This window comes from Psychrobacter sp. ER1 (genome assembly GCF_048631835.1).
GTDB lineage: Bacteria > Pseudomonadota > Gammaproteobacteria > Pseudomonadales > Moraxellaceae > Psychrobacter.
The window spans coordinates 313,068-337,932 of record NZ_CP184640.1 but is presented as its reverse complement, the minus strand read 5'-3'; the positions used below and the strand labels follow the sequence as shown (position 1 = coordinate 337,932).

The following is a 24,865-nucleotide window of genomic DNA, read 5'->3' as shown; positions in this document are numbered from 1 at the left end:
CGCTGTTTGTAATTGCTCTAACTGAGTGACGGCGAATAAAAAGCATGTCCCAACTGCGCTTCTATTCCCAGTGTCTGCACGATACGTCTATTTAAACCTATTAATAATTTACTCAAATCTATCATAGCTGCTTCTGAATCGTCAGATAGGCCAGTATCAATGTTATTGCTGTCATAAATTATCGATAGTAAATCAGGCTGCGGTGGACAATCCATAAAACGAAAACGTCGGCGTAACGCCATATCAAGTGGCGCTAAAGAATGGTCTTGGGTATTCATAGTGGCATAAATATCAACATTGGCAGGCACACTAAAAGCACGCCCAGAATACGCCAAACTCACTGTCATCGCATTCGGCTTGTCCGCTCGTTTATCAGGCTCTATCAAACTGAGAAGCTCGCCAAACACCCGTGACACATTAGCACGGTTAATCTCATCAATCAGCATAGCATAACGCTGCTGAGGGTTACGGGCGGCGCGTTGGCATAGCTTCAGGAATGCTCCATCTTGCACCGCGTAACTCATTTGATTTTGATTAGAGTGGCTGTTATTTGCTTGAGCGGTGCCACTCATGACAGGCCGTATACCTTCTACAAACTCTTCATAACCGTAGGCTTGGTGGAAGCTCACCATACTAAAACGTTGCTGAGCAATGTTTTGATTTTGATTGGCTTGGTTGTCACGCTGTGCCTGCTGAAACTCTGCTAATTGCTGCGATAAATCTTCTAGTAGCACCATACTTTCAGGTAATAAATACCATGATCCACTATTATCTTTATCAAAATAAGCTTGGCTAGCGCGGTTATCAAAACTGACTGTTTGAGAGTTCGTAGGACTATGTCTGCGTAACTCTAGCCAAGCTGTACTGTCCAGATTTTTATCACGTGAGTTCTGAGCAGCTTTGGTCATAAAAAAAGGATGATCAATAATTTCTCGTACCTTTAACAAATCCTGCTGCTCAGCACGTAAATCTAAAAATACCAAACATAATACTTCGCGCCAGCTTAAACCTTGCAGCAATTGTTCTAATAAATCTTCATTTTCAGTCTTGGGTAGATAGTCGGTGTATTGCTTCGCGATTTGCAGCAATCTATAGGTTTTACCTGTACCAGCAACGCCTGTATAAATAATATTGGTCGGTTCATGAGCAGACATATCAGGCATAACGTTATCCAGCGGCATTGAAAACAGGTTTGAAATAGACATGCTAACATTTTGTCATTATAACGTGGCTGTCTATTGGCATGGTAACTATAGTCAACCCTCTATAAATTAGATACGGTGTCAGTCTCGCTTAGTCTACAATTTGTAGTACTTCCACTCAGCTTCCTTTGTCCAAATGATAGTGATATATAAGATACCTAGACTACTTTAAGTGGCGCTCTAAATTGATGACATAACCTAGCAACATAGCCACGCTACTATAGTTTTGTAAGCGCAGCAGTTCATGCTAATAATAGTAGGAAGGCAATGGTTGATGTACCATAGTATTTGTAGCGACTTTCGTTATCTATATTTGTGTCGCTATCATAAAAAGCCATGCTAAGAATGTCATTCAACTCATTTACGTTAAGGAATTTTGTATGTCAGGATTATTAAAAAAACTACCCGCCAAGTTGACCAATAAACTGCCAGCCAAAGTATCTGACAGCACAAAATCTTCAGTTGAGAAACCCAGTAGCACGCTAAAACCAATTAGCAATCAATTTACTAAACTGTTATCCGTCACCAAATACCTGCCTGCTGGAGCACGCTCAAGTATTTTATCTAAAGCCTTTGGCAAGGTCGTCCCCTATGTCGGCACGACTGGCATTTATTATGAAACGGTAGAACCAAACCAAGTCGTCGTTAGTTTAAACAACAATAAAGCCGTCCAAAACCATATCGGCTCTATCCATGCAGTCGCCATCACATTACTGGCTGAGACGGCTACGGGGTTTATTTTGGGTTTGAACTTGCCTTCTGATCGCATTCTGCTGATTAAATCTTACTCGGTAAATTTCCATCGTCCAATCAAAAAAGGTCAAATTGCTGCTGTGTCAAGCTTGTCTGATGAACAGCGTTTGGATATCCTAAACACGCCAAAAGGTGAGATGATTATCCCTTGTGTCATCAAAGATCGTGAGTCTGACAGTGACCGCGATCCAATTGTGGTTGAGATGACGTGGGCATGGATACCAAAAGCGGAGCTAGAGGCACGCCGCCAAGGTAAAGCGTCTGAAAAAGTCGCAGAAGATGATAATGGAACCGAGGCACCAATCGAAGAAAACGATGCCTCATCTACTCAAAATAATAGTAATGATAAGTAGTTAATAAAAATTGATAACAAACCCCAATGAGGAAACAGTATGTCCAAACTTAGTACTTGCCTATCTACTCTAGCGCTAGCCACTCTGTGCTCATTGGGTTTTGTTCATAGCGCTAGTGCTAATACGACGACAGCTGTTAGCATTGCTAAATCTAGCCCTACTTTCTTGGGAGATGGCGGTACTTATCCTTTTTCAGAAGCTGTACGCGTGGACAATACATTGTATATGTCGGGACAAATTGGCTTTAAAGATGGCAAACTGGTCAAAGGCGGTATCAAAGCTGAAACCAAACAAGTGCTCGATAACATCCATATCACGCTATTAAAATATGGCTACCGTAAGTCTGATATCGTTAAATGTATGGTCATGCTGACTGATATAGATGACTTTGATGATTTTAATAAGGTCTACAAGGCTGAGATGATAAAGCCTTATCCTGTACGCTCAGCCTTTGGCGTATCAGAACTGGCTGCTGGAGCAAGCGTTGAGATTGAGTGTATGGCTGCAAAATAATAGCGGCTAAAAACTCTAAAGCTCCACAATTAGAAAAACGTTAAAACTAAAACAACTGGCTATCCACGCCAGTTGTTTTTTGTCTGCTATAGCAGTATCCAATCCGCGAGATCCAGTCTGCAGATTTATACCAGTATTGTCTCGTCCGTTAAGGCGCTCTCTTTCGTCACTCGCAGCACTTCTTCCAATGTCGTGCGCCCTTCTATGACCTTACGCAAACCATCTGCACGAATCGATGGGGTCTGCTGACGCGCATATTCTTCTAGCTCATATTCAGCCGTATTGCTATGAATCATACGGCGCAATGTGTCGTCGATTGGCACGACCTCATATATAGCGGTACGGCCTTTAAACCCTGACTGATTACATTTATCGCAGCCAACTGGCTTGGGCAAACGAATCGACTCACTTGCTATATCTTTGGCATCACTTTTCAGTGTTGAGCCAATACCAATTTCGGTAAACAGCTTGGCTTGCTCGGTATCGGCAGCCTGCCAGCTTTGACAATGTGAGCATAAAGTACGTACCAAACGTTGCGCTACTACGCCAATAAGCGACGACGACAACAGAAACGGCTCAACACCCATGTCCTGTAAGCGAGTGACCGCGCCAATAGCCGTGTTGGTATGCAGTGTCGATAATACCAAATGCCCTGTCAAAGAAGCCTGTACGGCAATCTCTGCTGTCTCTAAATCACGAATTTCACCAACCATCACCACATCGGGATCTTGACGGAGCATTGCACGCAAGCTTTTAGCAAATGTCATGTCTACTTTGTTATTGACCTGCGTCTGCCCGATACCATCAAGCTGAAACTCAATCGGATCTTCGGCGGTCAAGATATTGCGGGTCTGATCATTTAAATCGGTCAATGCAGAGTATAGCGTCGTGGTTTTACCCGAGCCAGTCGGTCCTGTCACCAAAATAATACCGTGTGGACGATGGATTAAGCGCTTTAGCTCAGTATAGTCACTATCAGACAACCCCAAATACGTCATATTCAAACGACCAGCTTGCTTGTCTAATAGACGCATCACCACACGCTCACCAAAGCTCGATGGTAAGGTCGATACACGCACATCGACTTCTCGCCCTGCCAGTCTTAAACTGATACGACCATCTTGCGGCACTCGCTTTTCAGCAATATCTAACTTAGCCATCACTTTAATACGCGAAACTAACAATGGAGCTAGTTGGCGTTTTGGTGTGATGATTTCTTTTAGCTCACCATCAACTCGGAAACGAACGACCAAGCGCTTTTCAAAAGTCTCAATATGAATGTCTGAAGCACTTAAACGAATAGCTTCGGACAATAATGCATTGATCAAACGAATGATAGGCGCATCATCCTGTTGATCCATCAAGTCTTCAGTTTCAGGGACGCTATCTGCCAGACTATCGAGATCAGGGTGGTCTTCAAGTCCAGCAGCGATGTGCTGCGACTCTCCTGTATTGCCAGCATAAGCTGCGTTCATACGTTTTTCAAAATCATCTGCGCTAACACTTTCGTAAGTGGGTACACCGCGAATGCCTTGCTGCTGTAAAAACCGTACCGCTTCGTTGATCGCTGACAGCGGAGTAGCTTTGGTGAGTACCAACGTCGGCGGCAATTCAGGATCTATCGCAAGTATGGCCAAAATCTGATGGCGTTTCGCAAAGCTGTATGGCAACTGCATCATAAAGACGGCCCAATAAGTGAGGAGAAGGTAAGAAGTACGCACGCCAAGACATGATGGATGCCTTGTCCTTAACAGTTCGAATCAAAAAAGACTGCCAGTAAGGTTGCATGAGTTTGTTATAATAGCATTTTGTTTTAGACGGGTATTATTTTATGTGACTGGCGCTTTATATCTATCGCCCAGCACATATCATTACTATCAGAGTTAGCATATCATGCGATTTTTTGCAGACCGCTTGCCATTGTCTATTACACCTTTTAGATTACTTAGATTGCCCATCATATTTTGTCTATCCCTTCTCCCGCTCGATATTAGGATTTTCCGTTATGTCAGAGAACGTTAGCACTACTCGTCCAACACCACTTTTACAAGATACCTTTACTGTCGGTAGCCGTACCTTTTCTTCGCGTCTGCTGGTTGGTACTGGCAAGTATAAAGACATGACAGAGACTGGAGAAGCCATTGCCGCTTCAGCAGCCGAAATCGTGACCGTCGCCATTCGCCGTGTCAATATTGGACAAAATAGTGATGAGCCTAACTTATTAGATGTGATTTCACCTGATAAATATACGATATTACCGAATACTGCTGGCTGCTTTGACGCCGAAACAGCCATTCGCACTTGTAAGCTTGCTCGCGAGTTATTGGGTGGGCATAATTTGGTTAAGCTTGAGGTATTGGGGGATGAAAAAACCTTATATCCAAACGTTATGGAAACTTTAAAAGCCGCAAAAGTATTGATTGATGATGGTTTTGAAGTGATGGTTTATACGTCAGATGACCCTATCGTCGCACAAGAATTAGAAAGCATGGGCTGTGTCGCTATTATGCCGCTTGGCAGCTTGATTGGTTCAGGACTTGGTCTACTTAATCGTCATACACTTAGCTTGATAATCGAAAATGCTAAAGTACCCGTACTGGTTGACGCTGGCGTCGGTACTGCGTCTGATGCTGCACTTGCGATGGAGCTTGGCTGTGATGGCGTACTAATGAACTCAGCCATTGCTAATGCACAAAACCCAGTAATGATGGCACATGCAATGAAACATGCTATGTGGGCAGGTCGCGCTGCGTTTTTGGCAGGTCGTATGCCTATGCGTAAGATGGCTACTGCCAGCTCACCACAGACTGGGTATTTCTTTCAATAAATTGAAGTATAGATGACATGTCATAATAGAGCGTGTTGAGTATTTACGTATAGTGCTGTCAGTGCTATGGTTGATTGCTTAACACGCTCTATAAAATAATAAAAAATGTTATTTGATTGAATATCTACTTATTATAATTTTCACATAACACTTATCGTCATAAAAGGATTTATTATGCGACTTCTCACAGCAGTCGACCAGTTGTTTCTACTTCTTGAGTCGCGTAAACAGCCCATGCACGTTGGTGGACTGTTTGTATTTGAATTACCAGACAATGCGGATAGCGATTTTGTCTATCAATTGGTAAAACAAATGCAAGAGTCTGATGTGCCGCCCAGCTTTCCTTTTAATCAGGTACTTGAGCATTTAGCCTTTTGGAAAAAAGACAAAGACTTTGATGTCGAGCATCATTTGCACCATGTCGCGCTACCAAGTCCTGGACGCGTACGTGAACTATTGATGTACGTTTCACGAGAGCATGGACGTTTGTTGGACCGTGCCATGCCGCTGTGGGAATGTCATGTGGTTGAGGGTATTGAACCCGAAACTGAGGGCAGCCCTGAGCGTTTTGCGTTGTACTTTAAGATTCACCACTCCCTAGTAGATGGCATTGCTGCGATGCGTTTGGTTCAAAAATCCTTATCACAATCGCCAGCCGAACCAGTTACTCTCCCTGTCTGGTCGTTGATGGCGCGCCATCGCAACCAAGTAAACGCTATATTACCTGCCGAACGATCTATCAGGGGCATCATAAAAGAGCAGATATCTACCATCAAACCTGTATTTACAGAACTGCTAGATAATGTGAAAAACTACGGTGATGAAGGGTATGTCGGTACTTTTGACGCCCCAATGAGTATCTTGAATAAACGTATATCAGCCTCACGGCGTATAGCCGCACAGTCTTATGATATAAAACGGTTTAACGATATTGCTGAGAGGCTCAAAATTAGCAGGAACGATGTGGTACTGGCGGTCTGTGCAGGTGCTATTCGTCGTTATCTAATCTCAATGGATGCGTTACCAAGCAAACCGTTGATTGCTTTTGTACCGATGTCCCTGCGTACAGACAACAGTATCTCGGGCAACCAACTGTCATTTGTATTGGCAAATTTGGGTACCCACTTAGACAATCCTTTACGCAGAATAGAATTGATTCATCGCAGTATGAATAACGGCAAACGTCGCTTTCGCCGCATGAATCAAGCGCAGGTTATCAACTATAGTGTGATTGCCTATGCGTGGGAGGGTATCAATCTAGCGACAGGGTTATTCCCCAAAAAGCAGGCCTTTAACTTAATTATTTCCAACGTACCTGGTTCTGAAAAACCGCTGTACTGGAACGGCGCGCGCTTGCAATCGCTATACCCTGCTTCTATCGTGTTCAATGGTCAAGCCATGAACATCACCCTAGCCAGTTATTTAGATAAGATTGAGTTTGGCATTACCGCTTGTAGCAAGGCATTACCTCGCGTACAAGATATGCTGATGCTCATAGAAGAAGAGTTGCAGTTGCTAGAAACTACCAGTAAGGAATTAGCATTCAAAGGCATTACTGTCGAAGATAAAAATGGCAATAAGGGTAATGATAAAACAAAAAGCTGGCTCCATAATGGAACCAGCTTTTTCATTCATACTCAATCTAGATATTACTTGAATTTAAATCTTGCAAGCGCTAAACGTTAATACCATTAAGGTTAACGTTTAGATTGCGTCACCCCAGATTGGTACAACTGTTTGCATCAATGGCTTCAGCAATTTCACATTACAAGCGAAGATAGAGCCTGATGTCATAGAGTTGTGCGCGCCAGTATGATCAACCACCACACCGCGTGCTTCAGTCACGATAAGCTCGCCCGCAGCGATGTCCCAAGGCTTGATAGACATCTCAAAATAACCGTCAAAACGACCAGCGGCAACATAGCACAAGTCAAGCGCAGCTGAACCCATACGACGTACCTGACCACCTGCCTCAGATATCTTCTGTAAGCTCTCAAAGTGCTGTTTGGCATAAGAGATAACTTCGCCGTTACGCTTACGCTCAAGCGGATGACCAGTCGTAAAGAAACCACCATCAATGGTTTTGCGCTCGCTCACTTGCATGCGGCGATTGTTCAAGCGCGCGCCTTTACCGCGGCTCGCTGAGAACATCTCATCACGTACTGGATCATAGACCACACCGTGTTGGGTAACGCCTTTATGCTGGACTGCGATAGATACGCAGAACTGCGGTACACCGTGGACAAAGTTCTTAGTACCGTCTAGTGGATCGATAATCCAGCACCAGTCAGCATCTTCGCCGCGACCTTCTTGCATACCAAACTCTTCACCCAAAAACGAATGATTAGGATAGCTGGCTTTTAGCGTCTCGATAGTGAGCTCTTCGCTAAAGCGATCAATGCGGGTAACCAAACCATCAAGTCCTTTAGACTCGATATCTAACTCGATTTTGTGGCGGTTTTGATGCGCATATAAAATCTCTTTACCAACTTTTTCAGCAGTACGCGCTGCGATGACGACCATGGGTTCCATAAATAACCTATTTGCTTGATGAATGAATATAAAAAATAACACTAACTTTGTGCCCACAACATGCCAAACAGCCGCCGCATCGCACCACATCTATGCGATTAAAAACGTGTCTCTTATAAACGAAAACTTATAAAAGACACCCGCATTATACTAAAATTGTTCGATAAAAACGAAAAAACCGTCACGCTGATCAAGCCGGTACCTTGGCGATCATCTAAACTGCGCAAGTTGTAAAAAGTTAGCACCTACGGCTAGCAGGCGTCTGCTCTGTTTAAGGAGCTTATATCGGTTTTAATTAACACATTTTTAGTGCATTAATTTCTTAAAATAATATTGTAACGTTAAAAACAATGCTTACAATAAGAGCTTTTTAAGCTGTTTAGTCACGCCCTCGACATTTAGACCACAGTCGGCCAATTGTTCTGCTTGGGAGCCATGAGCAATAAAGCGATCAGGAATACCGATATTAGCAATAGCTGGACGACTTTGCTTAAAGGCTGCCGACTCATTGAGTAAATATTCATTCACTGCACTACCTGCACCGCCCATAATCATGTGCTCTTCTAGGGTTGCTATATGAGTGACCCCTTGTGCTAATAACGTCTCAAGCATTGCTGTATCTAGCGGTTTTACCCAGCGCATATTGACCACCTGTATCTGGCAATCTAACGCTGCATCGTTATTTGTTAAGCTTTCTGCTGCTTGCTGTGCAGTGGCCACCATCGTACCAAAGGCCAAAAGTGCCAATTTGTAAGGTGCATTGTCTTTGCCTAATACTGACTCGACAACCGCTTCACCAACTTTATAAGTTTGAGCTAGCTGCTCAATATCAGCACCTGTGCCTGTACCACGCGGATAACGTACCGCCGTACAGCCTGGATACTCATAGCAAGTATTGAGCAAGTGGTAGCATTCGTTCTCATCTTTTGGCGCTGCAATCACCATATTAGGCACACAACGCAAGAATCCGAAATCAAACACGCCAGCATGTGTGGCACCATCTTCACCGACTAGGCCCGCTCGATCGATGGCAAACATTACGTCTAAATTCTGCAACGCAACATCATGAATCAGCTGATCATATCCACGCTGCAAGAACGTTGAATAAATCGCGACAATAGGTTTGACGCCTTGAGTTGCCATCCCAGCCGCTAGCGTGACAGCGTGTTGCTCAGCAATGGCCACATCAAAGAAACGCTCTGGAAACTGACAAGCAAAGTCAGTCATCCCTGAGCCTTCTTCCATGGCAGGGGTGACAGCTAGTAGCTTATCGTCTTCAGCCGCTTTATCACATAAGAACTGGCCAAATACTTGTGAATATTTTAACGCTGGCTTTGTACTTGTTTGTTTTTTTAACTGCTCTATAGAGTCAGCTTTAGACTTTTCATGTTCTTTATGATTTTCGACTGGCAATTTACTGATTGCATGATAGCCCACTGGATCTAATTCTGCTGGTGCAAAGCCTTTACCCTTAGTGGTATAGATATGCACTAGTACTGGGCCTTTTACTTGCTTCGCCAGTGACAATACGCGCAGTAGCTCAGGGATATTATGCCCATCAAACGGACCAAAATAGGTAAAACCAATCGCTTTGAATAAGTTGTCTTCTAACTGAGGAACATCGCGCATCTCTTTATGACGTTTGCGGCGATCGAACGCCTGCATATCAGGACGGTGGCAAAGTACCGGCTCACCTAACTCAGAGATATCCACTTGATAACCTAACTCCCAAAGCATCGCTAGATGTCGTGAAAATCCACCAATAGAACAAGATATCGACATATCATTGTCGTTTAGGATGACTAGTAAATCAGCATCTTGCTGTACTGCGTCATTCATGGCCTCAAATGCCATACCGCCTGTCATTGCACCATCGCCGATGATGCAAGCAACCGTTTGCTCGCGGCCTTGATAACGCAGTGCGAGGCTCATGCCCAGACCGGCTGATATTGAGGTTGATGAATGACCAACCCCAAAGGTATCGTAGACAGACTCTGCGCGCTCTGGGAATGCCGTCAGCCCATCTTTAGACCGGATAGTGCTCAACTGATCACGGCGTCCTGTCAATACTTTATGGGCATAGGCTTGATGACCCACGTCCCATACGATCTGATCGTTTGGTGTGTCTAATAGATAATGCAGTACTATGGTTAGTTCAACCACACCCAAGTTGGCACCGAAATGCCCACCGCTCTGACCAGCTGAATACAACAAAAAAGACGCAGCTCATCAGCCAATGTAATCAGCTGATCTTTGCTCAATGTGCTCAGGTTAGAGGGCGTATCGATTGCATCAAGCAATGGCGTATCAGGACGCACACGTGGAATCTCAGTATAGGTCTGCTGTAAGCTCGATAGCTGGGCAGCAGAATCCAGCGCTGATGTAGATAGGAACTGAGACTTTGGAGAATGAGGTGACTGCTGCATAAACTGTACGATACCTACCAATCTGCTGACAAGACGTGTCTTTAAAATATAGCGGTGACTATAATCAAAAGACGTCAATAATACCTACATCATTATTGATGTAATCGACCATATAATTATTCATGCAACTTTCGTATTTGTATAGCTGCGCTACTTACGACAGTACACACGCTAGCACAATAGACTGCGCGTCAATACCAACGTTTTGATATCAAACTATTGATGCTTTCATATTATTGACAACTGAGGGGTGACATTATGCCCTATTATTTTGCATCAATATCAGATGTTAATGACGACATAGTAGTGCAAGGATAAAGACTTGTCACTGTATCCATCAAAATAGTATGGCATAATAGCATCTTTTTTTAATTGTCGCTTTAATCATCGTGCATCGTCTGTGAATTTTGTGTGTTTTTATAATAAATACAATGAGTACGCTGTCTTTATGAACAGGTTATACTGGTATCATCTTAATCTTAGCAGTAAAGTTTAGATGATATGCTCATCTCAACTAATAGTTATTTCGAAAACAGTAGTTATCTCGAACAGTAACCGGCGCTAACAGCGCTCATCTCGAACAGCAGTAACATACTTTTCACCGCCACGACTTTAGGCTTATGTAGGACAGCAATGTCATATCAATTTATCACTAGTGCCAAATTACCTACTCGTCACGGCGAGTTTGATATTCATATCTTTGAAAATAGCGAAGGTCAAGAGCATGTCATGCTGACCGTTGGTCTAACTGTGGTCGAACAACAGACAGATGTTATAGCTAACCAACCTTTAGACAACATGATACTGAACCAAAAGAACGAATCGATAGCGAAGCAAGTGCCGCTCATTCGCATTCATTCTGAATGTCTGACAGGCGACGCGTTTAGCTCACTGAAATGTGACTGCGGTCCGCAGCTCAATACTGCTATGCAAGCCATCCAAGAGTCAGGTTGCGGTGCGATTTTGTATTTGCGTCAAGAGGGCCGCGGTATTGGTTTGACCAATAAGATTCGTGCGTACGCCCTTCAAGATCAAGGGCATGATACGTTGGATGCCAATCTCATGTTAGGCTTGCCTGCTGATGCGCGTATCTATGATATGTGTGGTCCGATGCTGGCCCATGTCGGTGTCGACGCTGTCAGGCTCATCACCAACAATCCAAACAAAGTCGCTTATCTGACTGAGCATGGCATTGATGTTGTCGAACGAGTGCCATTGTTAGTCGGTGTTAATGATATGAATGCGGAATATCTAGCAACCAAACGTGATCGCATGGGCCACTTGTTTGATAAAAATATCAATCTTGATATAGATGCTTCTCTCGATACAGACCTTAATACCGCCATACACCTGAATAAATAGATATCTTATGAGTATTACAACTACAAATAACGAAACAGACTTATCAACGGTAGCGTCAGTGACGACGCCAACCAATAACGACATCATGCGAGTGCGTGAATTTTTGGTTGATTTACAGGCGCGTATCTGTGAATCGCTAGAAACACAAGAGCGCGATGGTAGCACTAATAACAACGAGTATGCGACCTTTGTTCCTGATGACTGGGAACGTCCTGAAGGCGGCGGCGGTCGGTCGTGCGTATTGGCAGATGGCGAGGTCATCGAAAAAGCGGGCGTCATGTTTAGCCATATTCATGTACATAACCTCCCCGCCTCTGCTACCGCGCGTCACCCTAATATCGCTGGACGTAAAGCTCAAGCAATGGGCGTGTCACTGGTTGTCCATCCCAGAAATCCAAACGTGCCTACGAGCCATGCCAATGTGCGTTTATTCGTAGCAGAAGCCGAAGGCGAAGCTCCTATCTGGTGGTTTGGCGGTGGTTTTGACTTAACACCATTCTATCCCGTACTCGCTGATTGTGTACACTGGCATCAAGTCTGTCATGACTTGTGTGCACCTTTTGGAGACAATATCTACGCTGATTTTAAACAGTGGTGTGATGAGTATTTCCATCTGCGCCATCGTGATGAGCAGCGCGGTATTGGTGGTCTGTTTTATGATGACGTCAGTACCGAAAGTCGCGGCTGGGACTTTGAGACTTGCTTTAACTTTATGAAAGCCGTGGGCAACGGTTATCTTGACGGTATCATGCCGATTTTTGAACAACGTAAAAATACGCCTTATACTGAAGCGCAGCGCGAGTTTCAGCTCTATCGCCGTGGTCGCTACGTCGAATACAACCTGGTCTACGATCGTGGCACGCTATTTGGGCTACAAAGTAACGGACGTATCGAATCCATCCTAGTCAGTATGCCGCCGCTTGCCAGCTGGCATTATCGTTTCGAGCCTGCTGAAGGAACGCCTGAATTTGAGTTGACCGATTATTATCTAAAACCGCGTGATTGGTTAGCACTATAGTTTTCGTAAATATCACGTCATTCATATTTTTGGAAAGTATTAAAAAGGTCAGCTACTATTCGCTGGCCTTTTTATTGTCAGTATCATCCAAATGAGCCATTTTCACGTTGTTATCGTACAGAAATACGTTGTGCAGCTACTATAAAATCATCGCAATCAACTATAAGCAGTAACAACCAAGTTAAGGTATGCTTATTTAAAATATTACGAGGATATAACAACTATATAATTCCCAACGCGCAGATAACCGTTACAATAGAAGACGTTCTTTATTAGCAACTGTGCTCAAAAGAATTTTAGGCAGTATTTTGTATAACTATATTTTAAGTCAAAGCGAGCGTTTGTAATCACGCTTACTATTAGCCAAGTTTAAAGGAGTAAGTCATATGGCACAGGTTCATACCAACAAATCTTTCAAGTCTCTGTTTAGCGTTACTTTGATGGCGGCTGCACTAGGTCTAACGGCCTGTAGCACTTCAACAGGATCTAACCCTGACGTGCAAGCGCGTAAAGACACTATGAAAAACTGGGGCGATGCAATGGGCGTCATGGGTGATATGGCAAAAGCACCTGACACATTTGATGCAGATGTATTTAAAGAGCAAGCGGCATTCCTAGCAGAAGATGCCGCCAAGCCTTGGGGTCATTTTGAAGACCCAGAAGCGGTAGGTAATGCTACTGAAGCGGTTTGGTCTAATGCTGATGGTTTCAGTGCTGAAGCTGAAAACTTTCAAAAAGTCACTGCTGAGCTAAACGCCGCCGCCCAAAACGCCACTAGCATGGACGATGTTAAGCCTGCGTTTGGACAAGTTGGTGCAAGCTGTAAATCATGCCATACCGACTTTAGAGCAAAAGACGAATAAAGCTTTGTATTTATAGCAAGTAGACACGTATAAAAAACCGCCATATCAATTGATGTGGCGGTTTTTTAGTTTTCTGAATAATGTGGAAATCAAAGTTTCGAAACTAATTAAATATTTCACCGAGCGCCCTACTCTGCCACTGTTTTATTCACATCCACAACGTCTTGCTGCTCGTTCATTTTATTAACGATTGCACTCACTGAAGGATCACTCAAATCAATCGTACGTATTGGGAATGGAATGTTTACGCCCGCTGCATCCAATGAGTTTTTGATACCTACAATTACTTGATGAATCGAGGCAACTTTGTTGGCTTGCGTACCATCTTCGATGAACCAACGTACCATTAGATCAATGGACGAACCGCCAAAACCAGTAGCAATTACGCTTGGCGTTGCTTTCTTTGAGACGCTCTCTATCTTATCTAATGCTTTTATAATCTCAGCTTTAGCCGCTTCAATATCATCTTCATAACCGATACCAACTGCGACTTGCAGACGGCGCTGCTTATAAGCGGTATTGACGGTCAATGCTGAGGTATAGAGATCTGAATTTGGAATCACCACTTGACGGCCATCATAAGTCCTGATAGTAGTTGCGCGGATTTTGATATCTTCAACTGTTCCTTCATAGTCGCCTGAAACGATTTGATCACCGATACGAAACGGCTCTGAAATTAGCAGCAAGATACCAGAAAGCAAGTTTTGGAAAATATCTTTGAAAGCAAAACCGATAGCAACGGAACCGATACCGAGCGCGCCAATCAACTTAGCAGGAGTGAACCCCGGTACCGCAATAACCATCGCTATCATAAAACCAATAAAGAAAATAAACGCCCCGCCTACCCGCTGAAACACTTTTACCAAGTTCTGATGCCGACTACGGCTACCTAATAATTTGTGAACGATTTTCTTGAAGACAATCGATAAAAACCAAAAAATTAGGATAACGATAATTGATGCGACAAAATATGGGATGCGCTCAACAAAGCCAAGCCATATCTCATTTGCCGAACCAAGAATGCTTTGATAGGTCAACCCATCTGTCGTCGTAGACTGCGCAGCTGTCTCAGCACTCAGTGTCGTGTCTGCCTCAGAGGTAGGCATCTGGGTGATACTCCTTTATTCTATTTATTTCTATTAACGCACTTATCTTAATAGGTGCTGTCGTTCTGACTCTTAATAGGTGCTGTCGTTATGACAGTTAGCCCATCAAATCGGCCTGTACGATTTCGATCCAGTAGCCGTCTACATCTTTGATAAAGGCAATGTTTTTCATACTGCCATCTTCTGGACGTTTTTTAAATTCGACGTCGTTTTTATCAAACCAAGCAACCGCTTCATCCAAGCTTGGAACGCTAAAACAAATATGACCAAAACCCTGTGGATCCTGATTGCCGTCATGATAGCTAAAGTCAGCTTTTGTCTCGGTGCCGTAGTTGTGCGTCAACTCTAAAATACCACGTTGACGGAAAGCAAAGATTTCTAAGTCATCGCCAGTTGGCAAGTTTTCGCGCTCGCTTTCGGTCAACTTAGCCAAGAAATATAAATCGAATCCCATGTCAGGGAACTTCTTAACGGCAAGCAAGGTCATACCCAAGACACCAGTATAAAACGCCAATGATTTTGCAGGATCTTTGACGCGGAGCATGGTGTGATTAAACGTAAAACCTGTCGTTTGCGTAGAGATTGACTTGACGCCATCTACACTGATACTGCTCGCAGGCTGTGCGATGGTCGAATTATTATCGTTAGTAGACATAGTTATCCTAAGGTTATTCAAAAAAGAGTGTTATAAATAAGCGAATCACGACTGTCATGATTCACTGCTGTCTCTCATCATAATAAAAATTGGCAAAATAATTGATAGGGTTTTGTAAGGATATGAACAAAATATGTTCATATTTAGATATATTAGCTGTCTAAGAATCGTACCTTTCCGGTCTCTAGATCATATTCAGCGCCGACTACCAATAGCTGACCACTATTGGTTAAGTCCTCTAATGCACGTGAGCCATGCTTTAGCTGACTGACTGACATACGTACGTTAGCGCGGATAGAGCGGTCGACCAGCTCGTCTGCATCGACGTCTTGACCATTAGCAGTTGCCAGTTCGTGCAAGTTATAAACGCTTGGGCGAATACGATCAACGATAGATTGCAAGTTAGGTGAATAGTTCTGCTCAGGGTTAATTAACGTCTCGACGCAAGCCGTGACAGCGCCGCATTTTGAATGTCCAAGTACCACTACCAATTGCGTGCCAAAGGCTTCAGCTGCAAACTCGATTGAACCAATCTGTGATGGTGCAACCACGTTACCTGCGACTCGTATAACAAACAAATCTCCCAAACCTTGATCAAAAACAATCTCAACTGGTACTCGTGCATCTGAGCAACCCAAAATAATAGCCAATGGATTTTGATCCTTGACCAACTCTGGACGGCGCTGCATATATTCATCGGTACTGGTGAGGCTATCAACGTAGCGTGCATTACCTGCTTTTAAAAGCTCAAGCGCTTCTTGACCTGTGGTTGGACGTATATCGGTAGGCATGAGAGATCCTTTATCATCAATAATATTAGAGTTATAAGCTGTTTTGCATACATGTATTCCAGCACAGACTGACTAATTATCGTCAAACTATCAGGCTAATAATGTTTGTCAGCCATAACGTGATTGTATAGGAATAAAAACCCAAAAACGGTAAAAAAATTTGTCTAAATATCGCTAGGTAAATGTAGTCACATCTAAAAATACAGCTGTATATATCGCTGCTACGACAGTATGACTCGCGTAACTTATAACGAACTTGCACTGACTTATATCAAGGGTTTGTTATAATACGCAGCATTCAGGCAGCATTCAGGCAGCATTCAGGCAGTAATCCGAACATGCTTACGCTCATGCCAATCCCTATAATGACAGTCAGCTGTATACAGAAATTGGACGCTTAGGAACAGATATTATGACCGATTTATCTCAAAATACGCATAACACCTCTGCGTCACCTCATGATGATCAGGTGCTGCTGCAACTGACTGGTCTAAAAAAACCTATGATCAAACCGAAGTCCTAAAAGACATCAACCTTGATATCAAGCATGGTGAGTTTTTGACGCTGCTTGGCCCATCAGGCTGTGGTAAGACGACATTACTACGCTTGATTGCAGGCTTTGAGCAGCCGAACGCTGGGGCGATATATTTGGATGGCGTACAGATGGCAGGCTTGTCCGCTGATAAACGTCCGGTCAATACCGTATTTCAGCAATATGCGTTGTTCCCTCATATGAGCGTTGCCCAAAACGTGGCTTATGGCCTAAAGCTAAAAAAGTCCCGAAAGATGAAATCCAAAGACGTGTTAGCGAGATGCTAGCGATGGTACAGCTAGAGCATTTGGCCAACCGCAAACCGCAAGATTTGTCTGGTGGTCAGCAGCAGCGAGTTGCCATTGCACGCGCGGTGATTAACCGCCCTAAACTGCTATTGCTCGATGAGCCATTGTCTGCGCTCGATCATAAACTGCGCCTGCAAATGCAATCTGAGCTTAAGCGTCTACAACGCGAGCTAGGCATTACCTTTGTCTTCGTGACCCATGATCAAGAAGAAGCGCTCTCGATGTCAGACCGTATTGCCGTAATGAAAGATGGCACGTTCCAGCAAATCGGTACGCCTATCGAGATTTATGAAACCCCTGCCAATTTGTTTACTGCAAAATTTATCGGCGAGACCAATCTGTTCAGAGCTGAGGTCAAAGGTGTCCATCCAGACCAGCCAGATCGAGATGGCAAAGTGACTAACGGGCGTATCGAGGTCGAAGTCTGTGAAGCGCAAGCACAAGAAGGGCCAACTACATTACGTAACTTACGTCGTCCCAATTTTGCCAATGACGTGCAAGTGGGCGATATCGTCAATTTACTACTTCGCCCCGAAGACCTACGAATATACGATCCAAAAGACAACGAACATAGCGGACTATTAGGCCGTGTCATCGAGAGTAACTATAAAGGTAGCACCTTAGACTCGATTATCGAACTGGCAAATGGTCATATCATTAAGGCCTCTGAGTTTTTTGATGAGGATGATCCAAGCTTTGATTACAAACTAAACGAGGGCGTCAAAGTCTCATGGGTAGATGGCTGGGAATGGGTGTTGCCAGAAGACTCTGAAACTGTGCCAGACATAACTGCACAAAGGGATGGTAGCTGATGGCTCGCAACCACTTAGGCAGCAAAAGTCCATTTCGTACTGCCACGCTTTGGCTAATCTGGGGTTGGCTACTGATATTTGCACTATTACCAAATATCCTAGTCATCGCTGTCAGTTTTTTAACTCGTGATAGCAGTGCCTTTATTAGCTTACCTGTTAGCATCGACAGCTATGTACGGATGATTGATCCGTTGTATTTTGAGGTATTTGTCCACTCATTATGGATGGCAGGTATCACAACAGTTATCTGCTTGCTGCTGGGCTACCCTTTTGCATGGCTAATATCCAAAGCAAAAGTACGTTGGCAGCCATTACTAATGCTACTACTGATACTGCCATTTTGGACCAACTCTTTGGTACGGACGTATGCGCTCAAATTACTATTTGCCAATAACGGTTTGATTAACAAATTGCTATTAGCCATCGGCGTAATCGATACGCCAATCGATATTTTATATACACAAGGCGCAGTGATCGCAGGACTAACCTACTTGCTGTTCCCTTTTATGGTACTGCCACTATATGCAGTATTTACCGACTTGCGTAATGACATGCTACTGGCTTCGCAAGATTTGGGCGCATCCAGAACACAAACCTTTTGGCATGTGGTATTGCCATTAACGACACCAGGGATTATCTCTGGTGTACTGCTCGTGCTATTGCCTGCGATGGGCATGTTTTATGTGGCAGACATCTTGGGTGGTTCTCGTAATTTATTGGTCGGTAATATTATTAAAAACCAATTTCTGGATGCGCGTGACTGGCCCTTTGGCGCGGCAGCTAGCGTTTTATTGACACTAGCGATGGCAGTATTATTACTTGCTTACCGTGCCAGTAGCCGCCGCATTGGCAAAACTGATTTTAACGAGGTGGCCTAATGTCTTATAGCTCACCGAATAAAAAAGCTCGTACGCTTAAGATTGGCAGTATCGCTGCCAAAGGCTATCTCGGACTGATTTATGCCTTGTTGTACCTGCCTATTATTGTCTTGGTGGTAATGTCCTTTAATGAGTCGAAAATTGGCTACAACTGGGGCGGCTTTAGCTTAAAGTGGTACGAGTCACTGTTTAACAACCAAGCGATGCTCGATGCATTTTGGCACTCGATTGTATTAGGATTGGTGGCGGCCACTGTCTCGACTTTGATAGGCACACTCACTGCTCTAGCTTTGCATCGTTATAATTTTCGTGGTAAAGGCTTACTAAATGGGCTGCTGTTTGTACTTATGATGTCGCCTGAGATTGTATTGGCTATTTCATTGCTAGCATTGTTCTTACTGATTGGTTTGCAATTGGGTTTTGTCTCATTGCTATTGGCTCACATTACTTTTTGCTTGCCATTCGTTGTCATTACCGTCTTTGCACGATTAAGCAGTTTAGATGAGCGATTGATGGAAGCGGCACGCGACTTAGGTGCTAACGAATCAACCATGGTGCGCACCGTATTGATTCCCGTTATCTTGCCTGCGGTTATGGCGGGTTGGTTGCTGGCTTTTACCCTATCGCTAGATGATGTAGTAGTATCGACCTTTGTCACAGGGCCTAGTTATGAGATTTTACCGCTGCGCATTTATTCTATGGTGCGCGTAGGACTCAAGCCAGAAGTCAACGCCATTGGTACGTTATTGCTGGTTGCTTCGCTAGTGTTGGTCGTTATCTCACAGTTATTGTTACGCAAGCGATAGATATTGATTGCTGACTAATTGCTTATTAACTACTCATTAATAATGGACTATGAGTGAAAGTCAGCGCTATATTGACTATAATGAATTTTTCTCACCTTAGCGGTTAGGTCATATTATGCTTGAGCTACGTCATCTTAATACATTAATCGCGCTACGAGCGCATGGTTCACTTGCAGCAGCGGCGGATGAGCTACACGTTACTGCCTCGGCCGTTTCGCATCAATTAAAAGAGCTTGAGAACTATTACGACATCAGCTTAGTCAATCGTCGGACGCGCCCGCTTAGTTTTACGCCAGCTGGTAAAGCAGTATTGGCATTGGCAGACAATATCCTACCGCAAGTTACTCGTACCAAATCTAACCTCAAACGCTTAGCACATGGTCAAGCAGGTAGATTACGCCTAGCATCAGAGTGTCACAGCTGCTTTGATTGGCTGATGCCGATACTCAATCATTATCGCCGTGAATGGTCAGATGTCGAGCTGGACTTTGCCACAGGGTTTGAGCCTGAGCCGCATCATCTACTCATGGAAGGTGATATTGATCTGCTTATCACTACCAGTGATTTACCGCTCGACGGTATCAGCTATCAGCCATTGTTTGAATATGAGAGTCGTTTGGTACTTTCACCAACGCATGATTTAGCTGCTCAAAAATTTATTGAACCAGATGATTTGATTAATGAGACATTGATTGCTTATCCCGTAGAAGCCAAACGCCTCGATATCATTGCTAACTTTATGACGCCAGCACAAGTAAGCTTTGAGAGTGTTCGTACGACAGAGCTGACCGCGATGCTAATTCAGTTGGTTGCTAGTGAACGCGGCGTAGCAGCATTGCCTGATTGGGTGGTTGCTGAATACGAGAGAAAAGGCTGGGTGGTCTCCCGTCCGTTAGGAGAAGGTGTGCATTGTCAGTTGTATGCGGCGACGCGTACTTCTAGTCAAGACATTGCTTATATGCAGGGTTTTGCGAGTTTGTTAGAAGGGATTGTGAAGCCGGTTTAATACTCCACTGTTTATTACATTTTTTGGTTATAAATATCGTTTGCTTTCTTACGTTATGATAGGCGTTGGGGAAAATGATGGCTCCCTAGTGAGGACTTGAATCTACGGCTGTAGGCTAGTGGTAGCAATGGTTCGAGTTGTTGAATTAACAGCAGTGTACTTCATGGTGTACTTACCATGCATATTCTATTCGTGATCGGTGCGCTATACAGGCATCGAACTGCTAGAGCATAAAATCTCTTAAGTTCATTTTGATAACAACACTTATGACGTTTTTTGAAAGATTAAAAGTTGTTGCCTGACTAGGTTTTCAATTTTTTGCCAATCAGCAAGATTGTAGCGAGAATAATGCGCCCTGATAGACAGATTCCTCTGTGGCCCTAAATCAAAAAAGTGAGTGCAAGGCGGTCTTGGTACATCTCTATTAGAACACTCTATATGAGTTATGATCTGACCTGTTTTATCTCGCTGAATAAACACATCCTTTGCAGAACTATCTTCACGCCATGGTTTATTGGTCTTCGGGTCGATACCTGTCTGTGTATAAACCTCCAATCCAAATTGATCATCGTTAAGCGGTTGATACTGAAAAACAGGGTGTACGTCACTTGCATTAATTGTTCCATAGCCAATACGGTGAGTTGGGTTAGAAACAGTCACTCTGTCGCCTGAGTTGACGCTGACCGACACCCAAGGATTATCTCCTAAGTTTCTTTTATTTTCTCTACGATAAGCGCTCTTAAGGGCTTTATTAGTCGTATCTAGCATAGTATTGTCGGTATAACGCAGATCAAAACCGAAACTGTTGATTTTTGAGTCATAAGTGCGCATGGGTTTTGGATGCTCACGTTTGTTACCAAACGTAGGGTCGCCGTCATACGCAACAAAATGCACAAGGTTTTTAGGCATATCAACAGGAACACCGCCCAGATCGCCAATATGATTCGGGCGAAGCTCTTCACCACAAGAATTAATAATAGGTAGGGATAATACGATGGTTATCATTTGGCTAAATTCTTTAATAAACACTGACTACCTCAATAAATGAATATTAACCTTTGCTGTCAAATTCGTAAATATTAACTTGAAAGATTATCATTTTAGAAAAGCCTAGGTTTATTTTTATTAAGGTATACCCCAACGGAACCAGCTAATTCACTCTCCAAACGTATTAATAGACTACTTAAAACAGACTGTTAATATGGAACCACTTATAACAGACTCTTAAACGATTAATATCTACCAACGCCTACCAAACTAGCTTAAAGAAATAAAAGCCAAGCGCGGTTGCCAGTAACGTTAGCCCAACATGCAAACCGATGAGCGCTAATCCTGCCAGCAGCCGTCCGTCATGAATAAAGCCAAATACCTCTGCACTAAACGTACTAAAGGTAGTTAACCCGCCCAAAAAGCCAGTAATCACAAAGACACGCACATGATCAGATAAGTTGCTACCCATGCGCTCAAACCATACTAGCGCAAGCCCAATTAATAGTCCGCCAAGGATGTTTGCGCTCAAAGTACCGAGTGGCACCCAACCGTGCAAGGCATTGAAACGCGATAGCCAAGCTCGAAGACAAGCACCAAATGCTGCGCCCAAACCAATAGCAAGCCACTGCATAAACTGTCCTTAATTCATATAGACGTGTTGGACCAAATGTTCAATTATACGGCTGGCAATTCTGTCATCGGCCAACGCGGAATACAGCTAACGGCCAAATCATCAGACTGTCCTGCTTGCAAGCGCTCAAAACCTGCATAAGCAATCATCGCGCCATTGTCCGTACATAGCGCAGGCGGTGCATAATGAACCGTCGCATTAATTTTAGCCAGTTCCGCTTCTAACATCTCACGCAGATGAGTATTGGCACTAACCCCACCTGCAATTACCAAACGGCTCATATCTGCTTGCTTGAGTGCTTTAACACATTTCTTCACTAGCGTGTCGACTACTGCATGCTGAAAACTGGCGGCAATATCAGCACGAACCTGTGGATCGCTGTCAGCGCCATTACCCGACCCTCCTGAGTGTGGCGTATCTTTAATCAGATTATGCACGGCTGTTTTCATGCCACTAAACGAAAAGTCTAGACCTCGATGTAGCATTGGTCTTGGTAGTGCGTAAGCGTCAGGATTGCCAGCTTCTGCCAGCTTAGCAATATTAGGACCGCCAGGATAAGGTAGACCCAACATTTTAGCTGCTTTATCAAAGCACTCACCCGCCGCATCATCTATCGACTCGCCCAATATCTCATATTGTCCAACACCGTGAGCAGCTATCAGTAACGTGTGCCCACCAGATACTAGTAGCGAGACAAAAGGAAATGCCGGAGGGTTCGCGCCCATAAGCGGCGCTAAAAGATGCCCTTCCATATGATGAATACCAATCGCTGGAATATCCAAACCATATGCCAAGCTACGACCAAACAGTGCGCCTGTCATCAATGCACCAATAAGACCAGGCCCTTTAGTATAGGCAATCGCATCAATGTCGGTTTTTTCATATCGCACTGTTCTAGCAGCTCGTTCAATAACGGCACGAGCTTACGAATATGATCGCGGCTAGCAAGCTCAGGCACAACGCCACCATAAAGGGCGTGCAGCTCAATCTGAGAGTACAGTACTTGCCCGACCAAACCTTGGTTGTCGCTATTTATTTGCTCACTATCAAAAATCGCTAGCCCCGTCTCATCACAAGAGGTCTCTAAGCCCAATACTTTCATACTTTTGCCTTTATACTTTCGTTTTCGTGCTATTTTTGTCGCACTTTTATCTTACATCATTTTGATAAATTGGATAACTATAGTCAAAGAACTCTAAAATGAGTACAAGGCAGCCGACTGCAGATTGTACAAGTAGTACATCTAAGGAGGGTAACGCCGTAGCGGTTTAGTAGTTCACCGACTATAATACAATCAGCCACACACTATCTCGAATTCGCTTGAGACAGCTATATATTCTCAGACTGGCATGACAAAAAACGTGCGTAAAAAAACCGTCATTGTCAGTCACAATGACGGCCAGTTTAGCAAATTTCAATAGCTTACATACTCTAATATAGCGTATCAGCTTACCGACGCTAGCATATAATCAACAGCTGCTTTAACTTGTGCTTCGGTCACACCATTCACCGCTTGTGCTGGCATTTTATTAAAGCCTTTAGCCGAGTGCATATATAGCGTCTCTTTGTCTTTGGTCAAACGAGCTGTCCAAGCCGCTGTATCACCATACTTTGGCGCATCGAGTAAACCTGCAGCATGACAAACCTGACAGTTTGATTCATACAGTTTAGCACCTGCATCTGCTGCCAACACTTCAGGCTCAGAATCAGTTTCAGGTTTTGCCACTGATTCATCTACTATTTCTGCAGACTCTGTTGCTACTTTTGATTCTGTGTCTGGCTCAACTACAGACTCAGGCATCGTGCCTTCGGTTTCTGCTACAGCTGTCTCTTCTATAGCGGTAGCAGGTTCATCGGCTACTGCAGACTCTTCCGTAGCTGTGTTATCACCGCTACAAGCACTCACAGCAAATACCACACTCATGCTGATCACAGACAATTTCAGCTTGTTCATATACGGTTGTATATCAATCATAGTTTTACCCTTACTTAATCAGTCTGCAATCAATTAGTGATACGTTATATCAGCTTAAAGTACTTACGTATACGACCAACGACTGCTTAATATTCAATTGAGCTAATAGTCAATTGACCACTAAATTACTCAGCAGTGGCTGCAGCTGTATCGTCAGTAGCCGCCATATCAGCGCTGTCAGTAGGAGCAGCGGCTGTATCCGTACTATCGGTAGCTGCGGCTTCTGCAGCATCAGCGTCAGCCGTTCCTGCTTCGGCAGTAGCCGTAGCGTCAGCTTCTGTACCCGCTGCATCAGCTGCTGGCATTGGTGCTGTCTCTGGGAATTCCATTTCTTCAGCTGGTGGCGCATTTTTGATGGCAAGCTCAGCAGCTTCGTCAACGCGATCGATTGCCATTACTTCTTCATGCTCTTCACCGCCACTACAAGCGCTCACGCTCACACCTAAAGCTACGATAAGTGCGGTGCTTAATGCCGTGTTAAATACTGTTTTTTTCATTCCAACATCCTCAATAAAATACACACAAA

20 protein-coding genes and 3 pseudogenes are annotated in these 24,865 nt (G+C 43.9%); 11 read left to right on the top strand and 12 right to left on the bottom strand.

From position 1 onward, the window contains the following. Positions 1-17: 17 nt before the first annotated feature. Positions 18-1,205, bottom strand: coding sequence for an McrB family protein (locus tag ACOBWA_RS01575; RefSeq protein WP_420230029.1), 1,188 nt, complete (start codon positions 1,203-1,205; stop codon positions 18-20). Between the two features lie 377 nt (positions 1,206-1,582). On the opposite strand from ACOBWA_RS01575, the gene ACOBWA_RS01570 reads away from it, so the two are divergent. Together ACOBWA_RS01570 and ACOBWA_RS01565 are read left to right on the top strand one after the other, a co-directional pair. Further along, positions 1,583-2,308, top strand: a complete 726-nt coding sequence (locus ACOBWA_RS01570) for a DUF4442 domain-containing protein (protein WP_420230028.1) — start codon at positions 1,583-1,585, stop codon at positions 2,306-2,308. A gap of 39 nt (positions 2,309-2,347) precedes the next feature. Then, positions 2,348-2,821 carry a RidA family protein gene (locus ACOBWA_RS01565; RefSeq protein ID WP_420230027.1) on the top strand — a complete coding sequence of 158 codons (474 nt, stop codon included), beginning with the start codon at positions 2,348-2,350 and terminating at the stop codon, positions 2,819-2,821. Between the two features lie 125 nt (positions 2,822-2,946). Here the strand turns inward: ACOBWA_RS01565 and gspE are convergent, their stop codons facing one another. Beyond that, on the bottom strand, positions 2,947-4,500 hold the full coding sequence (gene gspE, locus ACOBWA_RS01560; protein ID WP_420230026.1) for a type II secretion system ATPase GspE: 1,554 nt from the start codon (positions 4,498-4,500) through the stop codon (positions 2,947-2,949). 326 nt (positions 4,501-4,826) lie between these two features. On the opposite strand from gspE, the gene ACOBWA_RS01555 reads away from it, so the two are divergent. Both ACOBWA_RS01555 and ACOBWA_RS01550 read left to right on the top strand, forming a co-directional pair. Next, the gene (locus ACOBWA_RS01555) at positions 4,827-5,648 is read left to right on the top strand and encodes a thiazole synthase (protein WP_201548488.1); all 822 of its coding nucleotides are present in this window, start codon (positions 4,827-4,829) and stop codon (positions 5,646-5,648) included. A gap of 174 nt (positions 5,649-5,822) precedes the next feature. Continuing rightward, positions 5,823-7,334, top strand: coding sequence for a WS/DGAT/MGAT family O-acyltransferase (locus ACOBWA_RS01550; RefSeq protein WP_420230025.1), 1,512 nt, complete (start codon positions 5,823-5,825; stop codon positions 7,332-7,334). Between the two features lie 18 nt (positions 7,335-7,352). Here ACOBWA_RS01550 and ACOBWA_RS01545 read toward each other — a convergent pair whose 3' ends face one another. Further along, the gene (locus tag ACOBWA_RS01545; RefSeq protein WP_057758174.1) at positions 7,353-8,180 is read right to left on the bottom strand and encodes an inositol monophosphatase family protein; all 828 of its coding nucleotides are present in this window, start codon (positions 8,178-8,180) and stop codon (positions 7,353-7,355) included. A 354-nt stretch (positions 8,181-8,534) separates the two neighbouring features. Continuing rightward, a pseudogene (gene dxs, locus ACOBWA_RS01540) lies at positions 8,535-10,606 on the bottom strand (1-deoxy-D-xylulose-5-phosphate synthase). A 633-nt stretch (positions 10,607-11,239) separates the two neighbouring features. Here dxs and ribA point away from each other — a divergent pair. The 3 genes from ribA to ACOBWA_RS01525 all read left to right on the top strand — a co-directional run bounded on the left by ribA (position 11,240) and on the right by ACOBWA_RS01525 (position 13,849). Continuing rightward, the gene (gene ribA / locus ACOBWA_RS01535; protein ID WP_102078052.1) at positions 11,240-11,968 is read left to right on the top strand and encodes a GTP cyclohydrolase II; all 729 of its coding nucleotides are present in this window, start codon (positions 11,240-11,242) and stop codon (positions 11,966-11,968) included. 7 nt (positions 11,969-11,975) lie between these two features. Beyond that, positions 11,976-12,986: an oxygen-dependent coproporphyrinogen oxidase gene (hemF, locus tag ACOBWA_RS01530; RefSeq protein WP_420230024.1), complete on the top strand. Its 1,011-nt coding sequence runs from the start codon at positions 11,976-11,978 to the stop codon at positions 12,984-12,986. 386 nt (positions 12,987-13,372) lie between these two features. Continuing rightward, a complete protein-coding gene (locus ACOBWA_RS01525) occupies positions 13,373-13,849 on the top strand; it encodes a c-type cytochrome (protein WP_420230023.1) in 477 nt (158 codons plus the stop codon). 128 nt (positions 13,850-13,977) lie between these two features. On the opposite strand, the gene ACOBWA_RS01520 is transcribed toward ACOBWA_RS01525, so the two are convergent. The 3 genes from ACOBWA_RS01520 to ACOBWA_RS01510 form a co-directional block, all read right to left on the bottom strand. Beyond that, on the bottom strand, positions 13,978-14,955 hold the full coding sequence (locus ACOBWA_RS01520; protein WP_420230022.1) for a mechanosensitive ion channel family protein: 978 nt from the start codon (positions 14,953-14,955) through the stop codon (positions 13,978-13,980). A 97-nt stretch (positions 14,956-15,052) separates the two neighbouring features. Beyond that, the gene (gene gloA, locus ACOBWA_RS01515) at positions 15,053-15,610 is read right to left on the bottom strand and encodes a lactoylglutathione lyase (RefSeq protein ID WP_201606991.1); all 558 of its coding nucleotides are present in this window, start codon (positions 15,608-15,610) and stop codon (positions 15,053-15,055) included. A gap of 152 nt (positions 15,611-15,762) precedes the next feature. Further along, entirely contained in the window at positions 15,763-16,401 is a 639-nt protein-coding gene (locus ACOBWA_RS01510; protein WP_057758161.1) for a carbonic anhydrase, read from the bottom strand. 412 nt (positions 16,402-16,813) lie between these two features. On the opposite strand from ACOBWA_RS01510, the pseudogene potA reads away from it, so the two are divergent. The 4 genes and pseudogenes from potA (at position 16,814) to ACOBWA_RS01490 (ending at position 20,743) form a co-directional block, all read left to right on the top strand. Continuing rightward, positions 16,814-18,053 (top strand): annotated as a pseudogene (gene potA / locus ACOBWA_RS01505) (spermidine/putrescine ABC transporter ATP-binding protein PotA). Next, entirely contained in the window at positions 18,053-18,931 is an 879-nt protein-coding gene (gene potB / locus ACOBWA_RS01500; protein WP_420230021.1) for a spermidine/putrescine ABC transporter permease PotB, read from the top strand. Before potA ends, potB begins: the two are co-directional and overlap by 1 nt. Next, the gene (gene potC / locus ACOBWA_RS01495; protein WP_420230020.1) at positions 18,931-19,737 is read left to right on the top strand and encodes a spermidine/putrescine ABC transporter permease PotC; all 807 of its coding nucleotides are present in this window, start codon (positions 18,931-18,933) and stop codon (positions 19,735-19,737) included. Before potB ends, potC begins: the two co-directional genes overlap by 1 nt. A gap of 115 nt (positions 19,738-19,852) precedes the next feature. Next, on the top strand, positions 19,853-20,743 hold the full coding sequence (locus tag ACOBWA_RS01490) for a LysR family transcriptional regulator (protein WP_420230019.1): 891 nt from the start codon (positions 19,853-19,855) through the stop codon (positions 20,741-20,743). Between the two features lie 264 nt (positions 20,744-21,007). On the opposite strand, the gene ACOBWA_RS01485 is transcribed toward ACOBWA_RS01490, so the two are convergent. From ACOBWA_RS01485 to ACOBWA_RS01465, 5 genes and pseudogenes are all read right to left on the bottom strand, one after another. Beyond that, a complete protein-coding gene (locus ACOBWA_RS01485) occupies positions 21,008-21,772 on the bottom strand; it encodes a hypothetical protein (protein ID WP_420230018.1) in 765 nt (254 codons plus the stop codon). Positions 21,773-21,992: 220 nt separating this feature from the next. Then, positions 21,993-22,364: a fluoride efflux transporter CrcB gene (gene crcB, locus ACOBWA_RS01480; RefSeq protein WP_102090826.1), complete on the bottom strand. Its 372-nt coding sequence runs from the start codon at positions 22,362-22,364 to the stop codon at positions 21,993-21,995. 44 nt (positions 22,365-22,408) lie between these two features. Further along, a pseudogene (tsaD, locus tag ACOBWA_RS01475) lies at positions 22,409-23,466 on the bottom strand (tRNA (adenosine(37)-N6)-threonylcarbamoyltransferase complex transferase subunit TsaD). Between the two features lie 342 nt (positions 23,467-23,808). Further along, complete coding sequence (locus tag ACOBWA_RS01470) at positions 23,809-24,339, bottom strand: c-type cytochrome (RefSeq protein ID WP_420230017.1); 531 nt, start codon at positions 24,337-24,339, stop codon at positions 23,809-23,811. A 125-nt stretch (positions 24,340-24,464) separates the two neighbouring features. Next, complete coding sequence (locus ACOBWA_RS01465) at positions 24,465-24,836, bottom strand: hypothetical protein (protein WP_420230016.1); 372 nt, start codon at positions 24,834-24,836, stop codon at positions 24,465-24,467. Positions 24,837-24,865: the final 29 nt, after the last annotated feature.